Origin of the sequence: Brevibacillus sp. NRRL NRS-603, from assembly GCF_003013445.1 — a bacterium.
Taxonomy (GTDB): Bacteria; Bacillota; Bacilli; order Brevibacillales; family Brevibacillaceae; genus Brevibacillus; species Brevibacillus formosus.
Genome location: NZ_PXZN01000012.1, coordinates 881446 through 903749, shown reverse-complemented (window position 1 = coordinate 903749; position 22304 = coordinate 881446). Strand labels below are relative to the sequence as shown.

The following is a 22304-nucleotide window of genomic DNA, read 5'->3' as shown; positions in this document are numbered from 1 at the left end:
CTGAGAAGGAGAACGTTATGGTTGATATAGCAATCATCGGGATGTCCTGCAGACTACCTGGGGCGCGGAATTATCATGAATACTGGTCCAATCTAATCGAGGGCCGTTCATCCATCCGGGAAATTCCCAAGGAGCGGTGGGACTGGAGAGATTATTGGGGAGATCCGAAAGTTGAATATGCGAAGACCAACAGCAAATGGGGCGGCTTTATTGACGATGTAGACGCTTTTGATGCCGCGTTCTTCGGCATATCGGCCAGAGAGGCGGAGGTGATGGATCCGCAGCAGCGGATGATGCTTGAGCTTTCCTGGTCGTGTCTTGAAGATGCCGGGATCGTCCCGTCAGCGTTATCGGGCAGCAAGACAGGGGTCTATATCGGCGTGTTCAACTTGGATTACAAGGAACTGCAGGAGAGGCCCTCTAGCCTTATTGAAGCTCATTATTCGACGGGAACCGCAGCAGCTGTTATCGCGAATCGCATATCCCATTTTATGAATCTGAGAGGGCCCAGCCTTTCAGTGGACACCTCATGTTCAAGTTCGCTGCAAGCGATTCATTTAGCGGTCCAATCGCTGCAGACGGGTGAATGCAGCATGGCTTTGGCGGGTGGCGTCAGTCTGATCCTGACTCCGACCCGCCATATTTCATTTTCCAGAACAGGCATGCTGTCACCTACGGGCTCCTGTAAAACGTTTGATGATAACGCGGATGGCTATGTTCGCAGTGAAGGCGCCGGTCTTATTTTGCTTAAGCCCTTGGCACTGGCGGAAAAAGACGGCGATTTAATCCATGGTGTCATTAAAGGAAGCGCTGTGAATCATGTCGGTAAGACACACACCTTAACTTATCCGAATGCACAGGCGCAGGCTGAAGTCATCGAGGAGGCGTTCCGCAAAGCGGGTCTAACACCGGATCAGGTGAATTATATGGAGGCACACGGCACAGGAACACCTAAAGGCGATCCGATTGAGTTTCAGGGCCTTACGCTTGCGTTTCAAAAACTCGAAGCAGAGATGGATAAGCCGCTTAGTCATCGTTATTGCGGCATCGGTTCAGCCAAAACAAATATCGGGCATGCCGAATCCGCAGCAGGCATCGCGGGCGTGATTAAAGTGCTGCTTTCTATGAAGCACCGAACACTCCCCGGATTACAAAATTTCAAAACGTTGAACCATCGGGTTGAATTAACCGAGACTCCTTTCTATATGGTGGACCGGCCGCGGGAATGGGAGCCGCTTCTGGATCATAATCAACAGCCGCTTCCGAGAAGAGCCGGCGTAAGCTCGTTCGGCTTTGGTGGTACGAACGGGCATGTGCTGATCGAGGAAGCACCGCAGAGACCGTCTCACAAGATGGCACAGAATGGATTGCCGTGCCATCTATTTTGTTTTTCTGCAAAGTCTGAAAAATCGCTTCTTCTATCGCTAGAGACGTTCGTTGCATGGTTGGACAGCGAAGGAAGCGAGTGTGAAGCCGCAGACCTTAGTGCAGCCTTGCTACTGCGCAAGCAGCATTTTGGCATTCGTACCGCTATCGCGGCTCAAAGTGTGGAGGAGCTTAAAGGTCGCTTAAAGGAGCTGTTGTCCGACCGGAAAGAGGCACAGCAATTTTTGAAGCAGGAAGCTTCCAAAATAGAAAAGACCAAAACTGCGCTTTTTCAAGAGCTGGCAGGCCTACTGATCCGGGACCTCCGCGAATGTGTGAATGATACGCAAAAGTATCGGGAGAAAATATCGGCTTTGGCAGAGCTGTACGTAAAGGGCTATGACTTCGATGCATTGGCGCTCTTTGAAGGAATGGACCTGAACAGACTTCGGCTGCCTACCTATGCTTTTACCAAAGAACGATACTGGATTACGGGCAATACTCCGGAATCCGCCATTGTGCCGACGTCAGGCAGCGGAGGTGTAGGTGAGCTTCATCCAGTACTGCATCGGAACACATCGGACTTTGCCGGCGTTCGCTACAGTTCGGTTTTCACAGGAGAGGAATTTTTTCTCGCTCATCATGTCGTCGCCGGGAAGCGTGTATTGCCGGGTGTCGTTTACTTGGAAATGGTTCGCGAGGCGGCTGAACAGGCCAGCAGGAAATGGTTAGGCGAACGTAAGCGTATCGTGCTGAATCGGGTGGTGTGGTCGAAGCCTGTTATTGTAACAGATAGCTCCGTTGAGGTTCATGTGTCGCTTTCGGTTCAAAGTGACGATAGCTGCAGCTTTCAAGTGTACAGCGTATCCGGTGAATCAGAGCAAGATCGTGTTCTTCATTGCGAAGGTCATGTCTCGTTTCGTTCGGCTGATCCGGCTTCCAGGAAGCTGCAAATTCAAGATTTCTTAAACTCCGGGGGAACCCCTGTCCCATCGCTCGTCTGTTATGAACGTATGGGGGGGATGGGCCTTCATTATGGTCCGGCTCATCAAGGAATTGAGCAACTATATCAAATGGACGGCATTATTGCAGCTAAGCTGTTGCTGCCGGAACCCATTTCCGATACGCGAAATCACTTTATTCTTCATCCGAGCTTGATGGACGCAGCTCTGCAGACGGCAGTTTACGGTTATTCAAATGCCAGACAAACGGCGGTTGGTGAAAGCGGCAATCCCTTGCTGCCATTTACGTTGCGGGAGCTCGAAATTATACGTCCGTGCTCTTCTGCTGCTTGGGCGATTGTAAGCGAGGAAGAACCGGAAGACAGCAAAATGACTAAACGTCTCCGTATTGATGTATGCGATGAGGACGGCAGCGTCTGTGTGAGTATCAAGGGTTTCGTTCTAAGGCCGCTGGAGGGCGGGTTCGCCGACGGCGTCTCAGATCCTGTAAAACCGGAGGCGTCAAAGGCGTATGCAGGATTAATGGTGCCGCTATGGGACCCGATCACACTGGCAGCACGTAAAACGGATGCTCCGAACATACGAACCGTAATAGCCGGGGGTTCGGCAGCGAGCCGTGACAAGATATGGCGGGTTATTCCGAATGCGCTGGATGTACAGCTACAGGTGGAGGATGACCTGAAAGTATTGGCGCGAAAGCTGGAGAAATGCGGCGAGATCGGCCATTTTGTTTGGATTGCTCCTGACGATTCGATAGAGTCAGCTGAATCGGATGCGATGCTTGCGGCGCAGCATGAAGGCGTGCTTTTCCTGTTTCGGATCATCAAAGTGCTGCTTTTGCTTGGATATGGCGCAAAGCCGTTAAAATGGAGAGTCATCACATTCCAAACGGTGCAGGTATCCCAGAAGGAAACGATTCGGCCGGCTCATGCAAGCCTGCATGGGCTTATCGGCTCGATGGCCAAGGAATATCCGAACTGGTCAGTTAGCTTTGGCGATTTGGAGCAGGGAGATGCTTGGCCGATTGAAGAGTTGATCACATTGCCGCCTGATGAGCGGGGCGATGTATGGGCATACCGGTCCAAGGAGTGGTACCGGCAGAAAATGATCCCGGCGCAGATCCCCAAACCCGAAGGTACAGCCTATCGGAAGGGAGGGGTCTATGCGGTAATCGGCGGAACCGGCGGAATCGGAGAAGCATGGAGCGAATATATGATTCGCCAGTATCAGGCGAACATCGTCTGGATTGGCCGGCGAGAGATTGATACCGGTATTCAGGAGAAGATCGATCGGCTGTCAAAACTGGGGCCGTCTCCGTGCTACATCCAAGCAGACGCAAAGGACGGGAAGGCGCTGGAACTGGCGTACGAGAGTATAAAATCCAGCTACGGACGGATCCATGGCGTCATACACTCGGCAATTGTGCTTTTGGATCAAAGTTTGGCGAATATGTCGGAGGAACGGTTCGCAGCGGGATTGACGGCAAAGGTGGACGTGAGCGTAAGGATCGCACAGGTATTCAGAAGGGAACCATTGGATTTCGTCCTGTTCTTCTCTTCCATGAACTCTTTTGCAAAACCCGGAGGTCAGAGCAATTACGCGGCAGGATGCACCTTCAAAGATGCATTCGCACAGCATCTGGCGATGGAATGGCCATGCAAAGTGAAGGTCATAAACTGGGGCTACTGGGGAGGCACAGGCATCGTTTCCTCGGAACATTACCGAAAGCGCATGGCACAAGCAGGGGTTGGCTCCATCGAGTCGGAAGAAGCGATGGACGCACTGGAGACGCTCCTTGCCGGGCCGTTTGACCAAATGATGCTAATCAAAACAACAAAGCCTTATCCGCTCATTGATATGAAGCATGATGAATGGATTTCAAACTATCCGGAACAGCTCTCGTCCAATATCCAACGGCTGATAACGGAGCGAAAGAGGCGCAGTGCATCGGAGCAGGAGTATCCTGTAGCAGCTTCTTCGGTATCGGCCGATGAGACAGCCGATCCTGTGCTGACGTATTTATCTGGTTTAGCCGCAGAATGGCTTCGAGTGGATTTCGGTGAAATTGATGTGGATACTCGGTTGGAGGAATACGGGATCGATGCGATCGTTCTTAACGAAATGCTCATGTCCGTAAATCAGCAGTATCATATCGATTTGCAGCCGGCCGAGCTGTCTGCTCAAGCATCGCTGCGTCAGATCGGTTCATGTGTGCGCGAGGCAATAAGAATCGGCGCTGACAAGAGCTGATACCCAATATCCGAAGGCGATGCATAATAAAAGAAAGGATGGCCTGCTAATGTCGGGATTTAAGGTTGGAAGTCTGCAAATGAAGTGGAACGATCCGCTTCTTTGCCGGCTACTCTGGGGTCAACTGCAATCGATTGGTATGTTTAGGGAACGAAATACGACAATGGATGCGCTAAAAGCAGCTGCCGGCTTGCGCGGGATATACGATAGATGGCTGGAAGAAAGTGTCGCTGTACTTGCGCGGCACGGTTATCTCGAGGTTAGCGGCGGCAATATCGATGTTTACGATACATCGCTTGTCCAAATCGAGACCATCTGGGCAGAATGGGACCGACAAAAAACGGAGTGGCTCGCCGACCCGAATCTAAAATCGCAGGTCGTCTTGGCCGAAGCCGCGCTTAAGGCGCTGCCGGAGATTATTACGGGCAAAATTCCTGCAACCGACGTTATATTCCCTCAAGCTTCCATGGCGCTGACGGAGGGGATTTACAAGAACAATCTGGCCGCGGATTACTTCAATGAAGTGATCGCAGACTTCGTGGTCGATTATGTACAAGAAAGAAAGCGTCAGGACGCCTCGGTGCGCATCCGGATTTTAGAGATCGGCGCCGGCACGGGCGGAACGAGCGCGATGGTCTTTCGCAAGCTGAAACCGTATCAGGCGAATATTGAGGAATACTGCTACACAGATCTGTCCCGTGCTTTTTTTATGCACGCCGAGAAAGAATACGGGCCTGACAATCCGTATTTGACCTGTCAAATATTCGATCTGGAGAAACCCCTTGCGGAGCAGCGCATAGAGCCGGGAGCCTATGAGCTGGTGATTGCAACGAATGTTCTCCATGCTACAAAGCAGATCAGGCAAACACTGCGCAATGCAAAAGCCGCGCTTAAAAAGAATGGGCTGCTTCTTCTCAATGAATTAAATGACAACTCCCTGTTCTCCCATCTTACCTTCGGATTTCTGGAAGGCTGGTGGAAGTATGAGGATGCAGAGCTCCGAATACCCGGCTGTCCCGGCTTGTACCCCGAGACATGGAAGCGGGTGCTGGAGGCGGAGGGCTTTCGGCACGTATTTTTCCCTGCTGAAGGCAGACATGAATGGGGGCAGCAAATTGTCATTGCAGAGAGCGACGGCATCGTTCGACAGCTTGAAAAACGTCCGGCCTCTGCCGGTGCTGCAGAGTCTACGAGATCCCGGGCTTCGTCTTCAGAACGCTTGGATCGGATCGAAACGCAGCATGGTTACCCAGCACAGCGTACTAAGGTAGAAGTGGCGAGCGTTCAGGAAATTGACCGACACGAGATAGCGGAAATGATTCGAGTGGTTATTCGAGAGAAACTGGCCGAATCGTTGAAGGTGAGTGCCGATAGTATCCAAGACGATGAATCGTTTGCCGATTACGGCGTCGACTCCATCCTTGGCATTCATCTGGTGCGTATATTGAATGAGGCGCTAAAGGTGGAGCTGGAAACAACGAGTCTGTTCGACTACTCCTCCGTAAACGAATTGACTGCACATATCCAGTCGACTTATATGGACGTTTTTATACATAAAAATGTGCATGAACCGAAAGCAGAAGCAGCTAATGTCGCAACTGGCAGCGTCGTAATCGAAACTGTGGAGCAAGAAAAGGAGATTGCTCGTGACCCGATGACAGCGGAGGGCATTGCGATTATCGGGATGAGCGGACGGTTTGCCGGCTCGGAAACGACGGACGAGCTGTGGCAGCATATCGCAAACGGCCATGATTTGGTAGGCCCGATCACCCGCTGGGATCTTTCTTCCCACCTGGCCTGGAGCGGCTCAGATGCTTGCCGCGACGGCAGCTTTTTGGACCAGATCGACCGGTTTGATCCAATGTTCTTTAATATTTCGGGACTGGAAGCATCGTATATGGACCCTCAGCAAAGGCTGTTTCTCGAAGAAGCGTGGAAAACGCTTGAGGATGCGGGTTACGCGGGATCGGCAGCTTCAAGGCGGCAATGTGGGGTCTATGTCGGATGCTGTGGAAGCGATTACAATGAATTATTCGGTAATCAACCTCCGGCTCAATCGTTTTGGGGGAACGCCATATCCGTAATCCCATCCCGTATCGCGTACTTTCTTAATCTGCAGGGGCCAGCGGTTACGATTGACACGGCTTGTTCCAGCTCGCTCACGGCTATTCATTTGGCTTGCCAAGCGCTTTGGTCCAATGAGGTCGAAATGGCATTGGCAGGCGGTGTTTTCGTGCAAGCGACGACTCGATTTTATGAAAACGCCATTCGAGCGGGCATGCTCTCGCCGAGCGGCCGCTGCTATACGTTCGATGAACGGGCGGACGGCTTTGTACCCGGCGAAGGGGTTGGTGTCGTGATGCTGAAGCGGCTGAAGGACGCATTGGCAGACGGCGACCATATTTATGGTGTCATCCGGGGCTCCGGAATTAATCAGGATGGGACGACCAACGGCATTACAGCGCCAAGCGCCAAATCCCAGGAACGACTGGAGCGCCAAGTGTATGACCGCTTCCAACTCGATCCGCAGGGGATCCAATTGATGGAGGCGCATGGAACGGGAACAAGACTGGGCGATCCGATCGAGTTTCAGGCCTTAACGCGTGCGTTCCGACATTATACGGATAAGGAGCATTATTGCGCTCTTGGTTCGATCAAAACGAATATCGGCCATTCAGTCGGCGCTGCCGGAGTAGCCGGCGTTATGAAAATATTGCTTGCTTTGAAGCATAAGCAGTTGCCGCCGTCGCTGCACGCAGAGCGCATCAATTCGAATATCCAGCTGGAAGGCAGTCCGTTTTTCATCAACAAGACCATTCGGGCTTGGGAGACGGAGCCCGGCACGCCCCGCCGCGCTGCTGTCAGCTCGTTTGGTTTCAGCGGAACGAACGCCCATGCGGTCATTGAGGAGGCGCCACCGCATATCGGACGCGGTAAGCGGCGGCGCTCTCTCTACTTGATTGTACTGTCGGCCCGGACAGGTGAGCAGTTACGCAGGCAAGCGGAACGGCTCGCTGCGTTTTGTAGGCGAGAGAACGGTAGTGTGTTCATCGGGGATATGAGCTTAACGCTTCTTCTCGGACGGAGACATTTTGCCGACCGGCTAGCCATCCTGGCTAGGGATACGGAGGAGCTTCTTCTCCGTCTTGAAACTTGGCTGATGAATGGAGAAGGTCCGGGTATCTATGGATCTGATGCCCTCACGAAAGAGCAACGGGAGAAGCCAGATCTGAAACAGTATGGCAATGAATGTATAGCCATTTGCGCAGCGGCCGACCAAGAAGCCAAGTTTATCGAGAGTCTGACTGCAGTGGCAGACTTATACACCCAAGGCTATTCCTTGAACTATGAACAATTGTTCGAGGGGTGCAGTTATAACAGAGTGTCTCTTCCGACCTACCCCTTTGCCGATGAGCGGTATTGGGTAAACGAGGGCGAGAGCAGTCCGCGTGCAGGAGTACAGGAAGCTTTGCAATCCTCAGAGGCTTTCCATCCGTTGCTGCATCGGAATATCTCTACGTTTGCCGAACAACGGTTTACGTCGATCTTTACTGGAAAAGAGTTTTTCTTGGAAGACCATGTGGTGCACGGGCAGCGGGTGCTGCCGGGAGTTGCATATCTAGAGATGGCAAGGGCGGCCGTTCAGTCGGCCGTAAGCGATGGGGAATACAGCGGGAAGAAGATCCGGCTCAAAAATGTGATATGGGCTAAGCCCATTACGGCCGGGGCTACAGCCGTTTCGGCCGAAATTACGCTGACACCCTCAACCGACGGCGATATTGCTTTTCGGGTATACGGTCCGGCAGAAGCCGAAACCGTCTTATGCAGTGAAGGCTCCGTACGCCTGGAGGAGCCAGATGAGCAGCCGCGCATTCCGATCGACCGACTGCTGAAGGAATGTGTTACACGTTCGATCAGCCGGACGGAATGCTACGAGATATTTAATAGGATCGGTGTCAATTATGGTCCTTCTCATCAGGTTATGGACATTCTGCTCACCGGACAGGGCAAGGCGCTTGCGAAGCTGGTGCTTCCCGAATCCTTAGCTGCGTCTGTGCAGAGTTTTGCGCTGCACCCGAGCTTGCTGGACGGCGCGCTGCAGGCAGCTTCATGTCTGCTGCTCGGACTCGATACAGAAGTCGGCTACCAACTAGGTACTTCTCCGCCCCTTCCTTTTGCGCTACAGGAGATGGAGCTGCTGAATGAATGCTTGCCTGTTATGTGGGCTTTCGCCCGCTTCAGCAGCGGCAGCGGTCAACACAATCAGCTTCCAAGCCTTGACATCGATCTGTTGGACGAGCAGGGGAATATTTGCGTACGAATGAAGGGGTATTGCGCCAGAGCGATGGAGGCGGGTGCTAGGCAAGAGGATGTCCTCTTTATGGTTCCGGAATGGAGGGAAAAAGCTCCACAGCCTGGAATTGCGAATTCGCCGGTAACCGAGCATACCGTGATCCTGTGCGAGCCCCCTCCCATGCTGCAAGCATCGGTGGAAAGCGCGTTCCCCGGTGTCCGTTGCTTGGTGCTGACGGCTGAAGAGGCCGCTATGGAGCAGAGATTCAGCCGCTTCGCGCAGAGGATCTTCGGAGAGACCCAGCGCTTACTGCGCCAAGTAACTGGGAGAGGCGTCATACAGATCGTTTATACCCCTGGTAGCGGTCGCGAGCTGCTAGCGGGACTGCGCGGGCTGCTAAAAACGATGCGTCTGGAAAACCCGCATATGTCAGGGCAATTGATCGAAATATCGCAAGACGATACAGAGTACGCAATCGTGCAAAAGCTTCGCGATAATCTCGATCATCCCGAGGATACTCATATCGGCTATCAAGGTTCCCATCGTATGGTGACGACACTCAAGAGGCGGGCTCCTGGAGAGGGAACGAACTCTCGGTTATGGAAGGACGATGGTGTTTATCTCATTACGGGCGGAGCAGGCGGACTGGGTATCATTTTTGCGAAGGAAATCGCCCGAGCTGTTCGCAGAGCGACGATCATTCTGACCGGCCGAGCACAGTGCGATCCCTATAAGCTGTACGAGATCAAAAATTCAGTTTCAGGAAACGCCGACATTCTCTACAAGCAAGCCGATATGACACGGATGGAAGAAGTAAAGCGGCTGGTTCACGCTATCGAGACGGAATACGGCGGTTTGAACGGGGTCATTCACAGCGCCGGCGTGCATGCAGATAATTATTTACTTCGCAAAAGCAAGGACGAATGGAATACGGTATTGGCTCCTAAGGTTTCAGGGCTCGTCCACCTGGATGAAGTAACGAAGCATATCCCTTTGGATGTATTCGTCATGTTTTCATCTGTGGTTGCTTGGCTCGGTAATCCTGGGCAGGCAGACTATAGCACGGCGAACGCGTTTATGGACGCGTATGCCGCCTTCCGCAGCAGACTTGCCGCAGAAGGCCAAAGAAAAGGCCATACTTGTTCCATTAACTGGCCGTTATGGCAGGAAGGCGGCATGCGGGCAGGCGAGCATGCGGAGCGTGAGCTCGCCAAGGCGATCGGATTGATTCCGATGTCCACCAAAGCCGGAATCCGGGCCTTCGATCAGGCGATGTCAATGGGTTCGCCGAACGTGATCGTCGCGGCCGGAAGCGCTAAGCGATTGGAGCAAGCCCTGACAGGGGATATCCAAGTATCGTCGGATGACGTGCAGCAGTACGAATCGGCAACGGACACCCTTTCGACCGAAGTGGAAGAACGTGTCCTCCTAAAAGTGAGGGAGATCGTTTCGTCTGTCATCCGGCTGCCTCTGCATCGGGTGGAAGCGGATGCGCACATGATGACGTTCGGGCTGGATTCCATTATCGTCATGCAATTGACGGGACAGCTCGAGCGTCTATTCGGTTCCTTGCCGAAAACGCTGTTTTTTGAATATCAAAATCTGCGTGACTTGGCGAAGTTTTTCATACAGCGGCACGAATCACGGTGTGCGCAATTATTCGGCGATCGTCCTCAGCCGAAGGTGCTGGAGGAAGATGCGCGTATGCCGGAGCATTCTGCCACGCGGCAAACGGTACTTTTACCAGAGAAGGAAAGCGAGGATGCCGCCCCTAAGCAGCGTAGCCTTCTCGGCAGCGCTCCCCTTGATATCGCGATAATTGGTGTTGCCGGCAGATATCCGGGTGCGAGAAATATGGATGAGTTTTGGGAGCTGCTGCAAGAGGGCGTTGATTGCGTGACAGAAATTCCGAAGGAACGATGGGATCATACCCCTTATTTCCATCCTGTCAAAGGAACGTCCGGCAAAACAAATAGCAAGTGGGGCGGGTTTCTGGAGGGCGTCGATCAGTTTGACCCATTGTTTTTTAATATTTCGCCGCGTGAAGCGGAGCTTATGGATCCTCAGGAGCGGCTTTTTTTGCAGTGTGTCTATGAAACAATCGAGGATGCTGGCTATACCCGGGACAGTCTTGCCGGAAGAAAAGGGGACGGTGCCGGTTCCAGTGTAGGGGTATTCGCAGGCGTCATGTACGAGGAGTACCAGCTTTACGGAGTTCAGGAGACGATGAACGGTAATCCGGTCGCGCTGAGCGGAAGTCCGGCGTCGATTGCAAATCGGGTATCTTATGTTTGTAATTTTCACGGTCCGAGCGTTGCTGTTGATACGATGTGCTCGTCCTCGCTGACGGCCATCCATTTTGCATGTCACAGTCTGCAAAGGGGAGAGTGCGATGCAGCCATTGCCGGTGGCGTAAACGTCTCGCTGCATCCAAACAAATATCTGTTGCTTGGCCAAGGCAATTTCCTGTCCACCAAAGGCCGGTGCGAAAGCTTCGGAGCCAACGGAGACGGCTATGTCCCCGGGGAAGGCGTTGGAGCCGTCCTGTTGAAGCCGCTTGCGAAAGCCATCGCCGACGGTGACCAGGTTTATGGCGTCATTAAGGGGACATCTATTAATCACGGCGGGAGAACGAACGGTTATTATGTTCCGAATCCGAATGCGCAGGCTTCCGCAATTGCGCGCGCGTTGAAGGAGTCGGGTATAAACGCAAGGTCAATCAGCTATGTAGAGGCCCATGGTACGGGCACATCTCTTGGCGATCCGATTGAAATTGCCGGGCTTTCTAAAGCTTTTGAAGCTTATACCAAGGACAAGCAATATTGTGCGATCGGTTCCGTCAAATCGAATATCGGTCACTGTGAAAGTGCCGCAGGCATAGCGGGTCTGACCAAGGTGCTGCTGCAGCTCAAGCACCAGAAGCTGGTACCGTCGCTGCATGCCGACACGCCCAACCCATTTATCGATTTCGCTACTACGCCGTTTCAGGTTCAGCGGGAGCTAGGGGAGTGGGAGCGTCCGGTGATGGTGCATGACGGGAAAATCGCGGAGCAGCCGAGAATGGCTGGCATTTCCTCATTCGGAGCCGGCGGTGCGAACGCTCATCTCATCGTTGCCGAGTATATTCCGGATCGTAAGCGTGCCGTGCATGCGCCAAAAGCTCAGCGAGAATGCATGATCGTGCTCTCCGCAAGAAGTGAAGACCAATTAAAAGAACGAGCTCGTCGTTTGCTGCAGGCAGTTAATAAAGACCTTGAAAATGACGATTCTTTCCTGATTAACATGTCTTACACACTCCAGGTAGGCCGAGAGGCGATGGAAGAGCGTATGGCCATCGTCGTAAAAACAATCGAGGAGCTGCGGGCAAAGCTTATCCAATATGTGGATGGGCAGCTAGGAATTCCGGATTTGTACAGAGGATCGGTAAAACAGAACCGGGAAACCGTTGCGCTCATTGCGGTGGACGAAGATATGATGAAAGCGGTCGGGGCCTGGATGACCAAAGGCAAATACGCGAAGCTCCTGGATCTATGGGTAAAAGGGCTGGATATCGACTGGAGCAGTCTCTATGAAGAAGGTGATAAGCCGAAGAGGGTCAGTCTGCCCACCTATCCGTTCGCACAGGAGCGTTACTGGTTGCCATCGGTATCGCCTAGTGATGAACCAGGGGCGTTCCACTCTTTAGAACGACAAACTTCCGAGCTCGCTCTTGAGCCTGATGAGACGGCAAAGGTTATTTCCGCTGAGGAATTTAGATCTCCGCTTACACATAACGGATTGCTCGTGCCTGTGTGGGACCCTGTACCATCACCAGTAAGAAACGCGGCTGATCGGAAACCGTATGGCCGTACAGTTATTATTGGCAGTACGGCCGCAAGGGTCGCGGAGATAAGGCGGCATGTGGAGGATGCATCGGATGTGCAGGTTTATGCGGGACAGAACACGGCGGAATTGGCACGGAAGCTGGAACTGTCCGGTCCGATCGGACATTTGATCTGGATTGCCCCGGATGACTCGATAGAAATAGCACAATCAGAGGCCATGCTAGAGGCGCAGCGTGAAGGGGTACTGTTCCTGTTTCGGACCATAAAAGCCTTGTTGGCCCTTGGATATGGCATGAAGCCGTTACGGTGGAGCATCATCACGGTTCGAACCGTCCAGGTTTACCGCGGCGACGCGATTAAGCCTGCCCATGCAAGCCTCCACGGGCTAATCGGCTCAATGGCCAAGGAATATCCGAACTGGTCCGTCTGTCTTGCGGACATGGAGACGGATAACAGCTGGCCGCTCGAGGAACTGTTCGCACTCCCGCCGGATGCGCGGGGCGATGGATGGGCGTATCGGTCCGGGGAATGGTACCGGCAGAGACTGATGCCAGTGCGCATGACCAAGACTACAGCTACCGTATACAAGAAGGGTGGCGTCTATGTAGTCATCGGCGGTACGGGCGGCATCGGAGAAGTGTGGAGCGAGTATATGATTCAGCGTTATCAGGCGAACATCGTTTGGATCGGGCGACGGGGGAAGGATACCGGCATACAGGCCAAGATCGATCGGCTGGCGAAGCTTGGACCGGCTCCACACTATATCCAAGCGGATGCGACTGACGGGAAGGCGATGGAGCGGGCGTATGAGGAAATAAGAAACCGATACGGACGCATCCACGGACTGGTCCACTCGGCCATCGTACTGCTGGATCAAAGCCTGGCGAACATGGAAGAGGAGCGGTTCGTTGCGGGATTGCGCCCGAAAACAGATGTGAGCGTACGAATGGCACAAATATTCGGTCATGAAAAGCTGGACTTTGTCCTGTTCTTTTCATCAATGAACGCGTTTCTAAAGCAGGAGGGGCAGAGCAACTATGCGGCAGGCTGCACGTTCAAGGATGCGTTCGCGCAGCGTCTGGCGACGGAGTGGCCATGCGCCGTGAAGATCATAAACTGGGGCTATTGGGGCAGCACGGGGGCTGTGTCGTCGGAACATTATCGCCGGAGAATGGCGCAAGCAGGCATTGTCTCTATTGAACCAGGCGAGGCGATGGACGTGCTCGAATCGCTGCTTGCCGGACCTTTCGATCAGCTTGCCCTGATGAAAACGGCGGCAGATAATGAAACGTTTGGCCAGCCGATCGCCGATGAGCTGGAAGCTTATCTGGAAGAGGACAGCCTGTCTTTCGAGCAAATCGTCAATCATCTTCGTTTGCCCGCGGTTCCGAAGGCTGAAGCTTCGGACTTGCTTAGAGCGGGAGAGTCTGTGGACCGACTTGGAAATTCCCTGCTACGGGCGGCAGCGAGCATATTGAATGTGCAAGCGGAAGAAATCGAAGCGGACATCCCATTCTATGAGTATGGATTCGACCCTGTTAAGCTGGCCGAATTTTCCCGGTGGATATCCGATCACTATAAGCTTGCTATGACAAGCGATACGCTCCTTCAACAGGCAACGCTTGGACAGTTGGAGGCCTTCCTTGCGGAGCATATCGGATAAACAAATAGATTCGGAAAAAATCGGAGATGGAGGCTTCTGTATGAGGGAAATGGAAGAACTGCTAAGCCGGCTGCTATGGCAGCAGCTTCGAACCATGGGGGAATTTGCGGAAGCCGGTTCTATTACGTCCGCATCAATGGCAGCAGCAGGAATAGACGGTAAATATGAGCGCTGGTTTGAGCATACCCTGGCCGTTCTGACAGAACACGGGTGGCTGAGGATAAAGGATACGGCTTATTTTGCTAACGATCGAAGCACCGGGCTGGAAACCGCATGGAGCGAGTGGAATAACCGCAAACAGGCCTGGCTGGAAGATTCGAGCTTGCGGGCGCGGGTCACCTTGCTTGATGCGGTGCTTCATCGGCTCCCGGACATCTTAACAGGCAAGCTGCCGGCTACAGATGTCCTTTTTCCTAACTCTTCCATGGAATTGGTTGAAGGTATTTATAAAGACAATAAGATTGCGGATTACTTTAATGAGGGAATGGCTAATGCGGTTGTTGCCTATATCGAAGCAAGTTTGAAACAAAATCCGCATGCGCGGTTTCGATTGCTGGAAATCGGTGCGGGCACAGGCGGGACGAGCGCCATGGTGATCCGTAAGCTTACAGCCTATCAGGACCGGATAGCGGAATATAAGTATACGGACATTTCGCAGGGATTTCTTCGGCATGCCGAAGCCGTCTTTGGAACGAAGGCGCCATACTTGACCTGCCAGCTCTATCATGTCGAGAAGCCTTGCGCCGAGCAGCAAATTCAAACAGGCGTCTATGATCTTGTGCTTGCGTCAAATGTACTTCACGCGACGGCTAATATTCGGTCAACCCTCAGAAATGCCAAGACGCTGCTGAAAAAAAACGGTCTGCTGCTCATCAATGAGATCAGCGACAACTCGTTGTTTGCCCATCTGACATTCGGTCTACTGCAAGGGTGGTGGCTATACGAGGATCATATGCTTCGGATCCCGGGCTGTCCGGGTCTCTACCCGGAAACCTGGAGAAGGGTTCTGAGTCAAGAAGGTTTTCAGCACGTGCTGTTCCCCGTTAAGGAAGCTCATGCGCTGGGGCAGCAGATCATTATTGCCCAAAGCGACGGTATCGTACGCCAAGCGCGAATCAGCGAAGCTGATGCTGCATGGATGGAGGCAGCGACCGGTTCTGCTTCCACTATGGTGAAGAAGACAGAGAAAGACTCTGTCTCTGTACATGAAGCAATGGACGAAGGTCAAGTTAAACGCCGTATACGGAGTATATTAATGGAAAACTTGTCCGTATCGCTAAAGCTCGACAAACAGCGCATCGATATAGATGAATCGTTCTCTGATTACGGTTTGGATTCCATTACCGGGGTTCAATTCGTTAAGCAGATCAACAACGTCTTGGGGACCGCCTTATCCACGACGATTTTGTTCGATTACAGCTCGATCCGGAAATTGACCGATTATTTGTGGAGTGCGTTCGGTCCGGTTATTACGGCTCAATGGGCAGAAACAGATGGCAACGTACCTTCCGTGTCCTCTGATAAAGAGGCAGGCCAACGAAAGCCGCCCGTGCAGCAAGAGAAGAAAACCGTTTCCTCCGATGGGACGGATCAGTTGGGAGAGGTCTTTTATAAAGAGCCGATCGCCATCATCGGCATGAGTGGTAAATTTGCCAAATCGGATACACTCGAGGAATTGTGGAAGCACTTGGAAAATGGCGACGACCTCGTGGAGAAGGTAACACGTTGGGACCTGTCTTCTTATATGGAGAACGATTCTTTCTGCAATTTCGGCAGCTTCATCGAAGGCTTCGATCTTTTTGACCCGTTATTTTTTAACATCTCCCCAACGGAAGCTGCCTATATGGACCCGCAGCAAAGGCTTTTTCTGGAAGAGGCCTGGAAGGCGCTTGAGCATGCCGGTTATGCCGGAAAGGGAATGGATGGACGAGCTTGCGGGATTTATGCCGGATTTAATATGAATTATTACGCCGAGCTGATCGAGGGCCGGCCTCCAGCACAAGCGATGTGGGGGAACGCAGGGTCTGTTATTCCCGCACGTCTATCGTACTATCTCAATCTGCAGGGACCAGCAGTAACGGTAGATACCGCGTGCTCCAGCTCGCTTGTGGCCATCCATTTGGCTTGTCAGAGCTTGTGGAGCCGGGAGACCGAGGCCGCCATTGCTGGAGGGGTGTTTCTTCAGCCAACGCCTAGCTTCTATATTAGCGCAACCCGGGCTGGAATGCTCTCCGCAGATGGACGATGCTATACCTTCGACGACCGTGCTAACGGATTCGTTCCGGGTGAGGGTGTAGGTGTCGTCGTGTTGAAACGGCTGCAGGATGCACTGAAAGACGGAGATTCCATCTATGGCGTCATCCGCGGTAGCGCCACGAATCAAGATGGGACAACAAATGGGATAACGGCACCAAGCGCAAGGTCTCAGGAAATGCTGCTGCGTCAGGTGTATGATTCATTCGGTCTTAACCCGGCGGACATCCAATTGGTCGAGGCGCATGGGACCGGAACCCGGTTGGGCGATCCGATCGAGTACCAAGCGCTCAGCCGGGCATTTCGTCAGCATACGAGCAAAACCGGATATTGCGCATTGGGTTCGATCAAAACGAATATCGGACATACGACAGCGGCAGCAGGAATTGCGGGCTTGTTGAAAATTTTGCTGGCCATGAAGCATCGGAAGCTGCCTCCTTCGCTGCATTTTCAATCGATAAATGGAAACATCGAGGCATCTGATAGTCCATTTTACATCAATACATCGCTGAAGAATTGGGAGGTTGAGGCAGGGGGGAAACGGCGAGCGGCCATCAGCGCATTCGGATTTAGCGGAACGAACGCCCATATGGTAATCGAGGAAGCTCCGGATATGGCGCCGCCGCGTACGCACAAGCCCGCTTACCTCATCGCACTGTCGGCGCGGACAGCCGGACAACTGCGCAGGCAAGCGGAACAAATGATAGCGTACGTCAAAGGCGAACCGAATGTCGATCTTGGACATGTAAGCTTTACGCTTCTTCTGGGCCGAAAGCACTTTTCGCACAGGCTCGCCTGCCTCGTGCAGAACGCCGGACAATTGGCGGAGCGGTTGAACGCATGGCTAGAGAACGGGCAAGCCGAAGACCTGTTTCAATCCGATCCCGGAGCACAGCTGCCTCTAGAGGAGCTCCCGAGCGATCATTATGGCTATGCCTGTATGGATGCGTGTGCGCGGGAAACCGAGGGAATGAACTATTTGGAACGGATTGCGTCGATTTTGGAACTGTATACGCAAGGCTATGAGATGTCATTTGACCGTTTATTCGCGGATGGCCGTTATATCAGGTTGGCGCTTCCTGTTTATCCGTTTGCGCGGGAACGTTATTGGGTGCCTGAATCCACCGCAAGGCAAGCTATCCGGACAAAACCAGCGGGGGGCGCTGTCCTGCATCCGCTCCTTCACCGTAAAATACCGGCGGTTGAAGGGACAGGCTTTCGCTCCACGTTCACGGGCCACGAGTTTTTTCTGGCGGATCACGTCATTATGGGACGATCGTTATTACCGGGTGTAGCCTTTCTGGAGATGGCCCGAGCCGCTGTCGGGATGGCATTTGGATCAAGTGGCGGAGACTATGAAATTAGGTTGAAGGATCTGTTCTGGACTCGGCCCTATAGTGTGGACGGTCCGCATACGGAGCTTGAAATTCATATGGAAACCGTAGATAACGGTACCATTGACTATGGCATATACGCCACAGCAGCTGATCAGGACGAAGCGGTACGCTGCCACCAAGGCAAAGCTGCGGTCGTACCGTTTTCTCGCGCGGAGAATGTAACCCTGGACGCAATCCGGCAGAAGTGCAGCTTGGCGATGCTGGATGCACAGCAGTGTTATACGGCTTTCAGGCAGATCGGCATGAATTACGGTCCGACCTTTCAATGCATCGAACGTCTATATATTGGCGAGGAACAATCGCTGGCCAAGCTTCGGCTGCCGGCTGCCGCGCGGGAAACGGCCAGTCATTACGGGCTTCATCCCGGCATGCTGGATGCAGCGCTTCAAGCGGCGGGTGTCGTAGCTACGGCGGACCTCGCGGACAGAAGCAGCGTTCTTGACCGGATTAAATCGGTCATTCCTTTTGCACTTAAGGAGCTTCGTGTTTATAAGAGCTGTACATCGGACATGTGGGCCCATATAAGACGGAGCGCGAATGCGCTGTTCGATGAACGGACCCGGCAGACCGACATCGATTTGTGCGATGAACAAGGGAACGTTTGTGCACGGCTTATTGGTTTAGCTTTCCGGGAGCCCAAATTGGAAGACGTAGCAGCTGAACAAGGAAATGAAACACTCTTGTGGGAGCCGGTATGGGTAGAAAAGGAGGCCGTCCGTGAAGATGACTCCGAAACGACATCGCGGCATATCGTCTTCCTATGCGAACCGAATGAATCGATCGTCAATTTTGTACAATCGGAAGCTGACAGCATGACCCGATATGTGACGCTTAGCGCAGGCCGTGCAGCGGAAATAACGGAGCGTTACGAGACTTACGCCGTTCAAATGATGGAAGAACTCAAATCTATCCATTCAGCAGGGGTTCACGGGGAGACGCTAATCCAGATTGCTTCGTTGAGTTCGGAAAGCGATTGGCTGTTTCGGGGTCTGACCGGATTGCTACGGACGGCATGTCTGGAGTATTCCGGTTTTATCGGGCAGTACATCGAGCTGGAACAAAATGTTCGAGCGGAGGATTTAATTCGGAAGCTTCTCGAGAACAGGAGCTGCCCGGAAGACTTTATGATTCGTTATCGCAAGGGCGTTCGACAGGTTCAGCATTGGGTTGAACGAGAGGAGATCCCTTCGGCGGCTGACATTCCGTGGAAGCATAATGGCGTTTATTTCATTACAGGCGGTGCCGGCGGTCTGGGATATGCACTTGCCCAGGAGATCGCAGGGAAAGTCGCCTCTCCGACGCTTGTGCTTGCCGGAAGAACGCCGGCCAGTACAGCGATCCGTGAGAAGCTTGCCGCGTTAGGAAGCTTAGGCGCACAAGCAGTATACATGCAGATGGACGTATCCGATAAGGAGCAGACCGTTGCCGTCATCCAAGAGGTTAGGTCCAAGTACGGACAGCTGAACGGAATCATTCATGCCGCAGGCTTGCTGAGAGACAGTCTCCTTGTTCATAAAACCAAGACTCAGGTTGCTGATGTTATGGGTGCGAAGGTAAAGGGAGTTGTCCATTTGGATGACGCAACCCGAGAGCTGGAAGTCGACTGGGTGCTTGTATTCTCCGCTGCTGCGGCTGTGCTCGGCAATTACGGACAAGCCGATTACGCTGCGGCGAACGGCTTTATGGATGCCTACGCTGCATATCGAAACGGACAATCATCCGCCGGCGGCCGTAAAGGCAGAATGCTCTCCATTAACTGGCCATTATGGCAGGATGGCGGTATGCGAGTTACCCGCGAAACCGAGCAGAGCCTAAGAGACAGGATCGGTATGGCTCCCATGAAGGCAATGAATGGTATGCAGGCTTTGTACCGGGCATTTGGCACAGACCGGGATCAACTGCTTTTCATGCATGGTGATCCAGAACGCTTAAGGGCCTACATCCGTTTGGTGAACCGTCCTGCCCGTCCAAAGAAACCGAAAGCTCATCATCATGGCGCGGTGCTCCGGGACGAATTAACGGTATGGGTTAAACAGCAGCTGGCCGGTATTATCGGAATATCTGCAGACGATATTCACTCCAATACAGCATTCGATAAATACGGCATGGATTCCATCATGCAGCTGGATCTGATCCGCGAGCTGGAAAAACTGACCGGAGAGTTGCCCAAAACGCTCCTTTTTGAACATAACACTGTCCGTGAGGCAGCTGCTTATTTGGCCGATCATTATGCGGAACAGATTCGAAAAACATGGCCGGTGGATGTTATAGACCTGCCTCCAGCCCCGCATATTTCCGTAACGCCGCCCTCAGGCCCGGTCTCTGTCCGTGAAGCGTTTGAAACGCAACAGCAGGATGTGAATTCGAGTGCCTTGAAGCAGGATGGTATCGCCATTATCGGGGTAGCGGGTAGATACCCGAAAGCCAATCAACTGGAGGAGCTGTGGGAGCGGCTCAGGTCGGGAGAGAACTGCATCACGGAAGTGCCTGCTGACCGATGGTGCCGAACGTTGCTTCGGAGGTCGTCGGTCAAAGAAACCGAGCAGAAGGCCGCTTATTACGGCGGATTTTTAGATGCAGTCGATCGCTTCGACCATCGGTTGTTCGAAATGGATGCCGAAGAAGCCCGGGATCTTCCTCCGGAAGCCCGGCTCTTCCTCGAGACGGTCTGGGAAACGTTCGAGAGCGCAGGTTATTCCAAAGCGGCGATACAGCATTGGCAGAACCGGGAGCAGGCTGGTATCGGCGTGTTTGCCGGAACGATGTACAGCCAATATGGCTGGCAGATGCCGTCGTTGGAGCAGGCGGCGCTTCATTCGAATCGGACCGATTGGCAGATCGCAAACCGGACATCGCATTTCTTCAACCTGACAGGTCCTAGCTTAACAGTGAATACCGCCTGCAGCAGTTCGCTTACCGCGATACATCTCGCTTGCGAAAGCCTAAGGCAGAACGGGTGTTCCATGGCTGTTGCCGGCGGAGTTAACCTGACGCTTGACGTGTCCAAATACGAGGCCCTGGAGCAGGTCAATTTTCTCGCGACTGGCGGCAAGAGCAAATCGTTCGGCGACGGTGACGGTTATGTTCCCGGAGAAGGCGTCGGGGCGGTGCTGCTCAAACCGCTTTCTCTGGCTGAACGTGACGGAGACCAGATCCTCGGGGTCATCACGTACAGCGGAGTTAATCATGGCGGCGGCCGGCAAAAATATAGCGTCCCCGATCCGAAACAGCAGGCACAGCTCATGGAATCGGCAATCAAGCGTTCGGGGGTCAATCCCGAATCGATTACCTACGTCGAGTGCGCGGCTAACGGTTCGCCGCTGGGCGATTCCATCGAGGTCGCGGCTTTACGCAGCGCTTTCTCGCGATTTACCGGCAAGCAGCAATATTGTGCCATCGGATCGGTCAAATCTAACATCGGGCATCTTGAAGCGGCTTCCGGCATCTCGCAGCTCAGTAAAGTGCTGTTGCAATTGAAATACCGGATGCTCGTTCCATCGATTCATGCTGACGTGCGCAATCCGAATCTCAAATTGGAAGGCACGCCGTTTTACTTGCAGGAGAAATTCGAGCCCTGGGAGCAGAAGGTTGACCCGTCAAATGGGAACCTGCTCCCACGCAGGAGTATGATCAATTCGTTTGGTGCTGGCGGTTCATATGCCGTGCTTATAGTTGAAGAGTATATCGGTCCGCACATCCGGACAGAAACTGGGGCGGATGCGGCTATTGACCCGCCGTCAGAGTATCTGGCCGTTTGGTCGGCCAAAACCGAATATAGCTTACGAAGCTATACGGATCGTATGCTACGACTGCTAAGAAAGGAACGTAATCTCCCGGCAGAAGCACTTTCGGACTCGCTCATTCGGATTAACCACGATTTGGAATACCGTTTGGCTATCATTTATCGTTCTGTTTACGATCTGCGACTGAAGCTGGAAGCGTTGAGAGCAGGGGAAGAAGTGCGTGACCCGGATATATTCATCTCGCCAAATAGCAGGCTAGGTAAATCTGTACATGTGGTAAACACGAAACGGCAGGACCATGCTGGGGAGCTGTACCGGATTGCCCTTCAATGGGTTCAAGGACGATCCGTGGATTTGGAAAGCCTAATGCATCACCCAGCAGCGGGAACATTGAATCTTCCCCATTACGCATTCGATTATGGAACGGATGATGGCGAAGCCTCCGTCCATGGAAGCGGGGAAACCCAGCTGCGCGTGATTTTGGAGAGAGTTTCGCGCGGCGAAATGTCCAAAAGCGAGGCTATGCAGTACTTTTTCGATATCGAGGTGTAAG

At 53.1% G+C, this 22304-nt stretch carries 2 protein-coding genes and 1 pseudogene; all 3 read left to right on the top strand.

Features of this window, described 5'->3' with window-relative positions; translation table 11 throughout:
* Positions 1 to 17 precede the first annotated feature (17 nt).
* The 3 genes and pseudogenes from C7R94_RS10960 to C7R94_RS10950 all read left to right on the top strand — a co-directional run bounded on the left by C7R94_RS10960 (position 18) and on the right by C7R94_RS10950 (position 22303).
* Entirely contained in the window at positions 18 to 4577 is a 4560-nt protein-coding gene (locus C7R94_RS10960; protein ID WP_106780919.1) for a type I polyketide synthase, read from the top strand.
* Positions 4578 to 4626: 49 nt separating this feature from the next.
* A pseudogene (locus tag C7R94_RS10955) lies at positions 4627 to 14328 on the top strand (SDR family NAD(P)-dependent oxidoreductase); the annotation flags it as partial.
* A gap of 70 nt (positions 14329 to 14398) precedes the next feature.
* Positions 14399 to 22303: an SDR family NAD(P)-dependent oxidoreductase gene (locus C7R94_RS10950; RefSeq protein WP_106780915.1), complete on the top strand. Its 7905-nt coding sequence runs from the start codon at positions 14399 to 14401 to the stop codon at positions 22301 to 22303.
* The last annotated feature ends 1 nt before the right edge of the window (position 22304 follow it).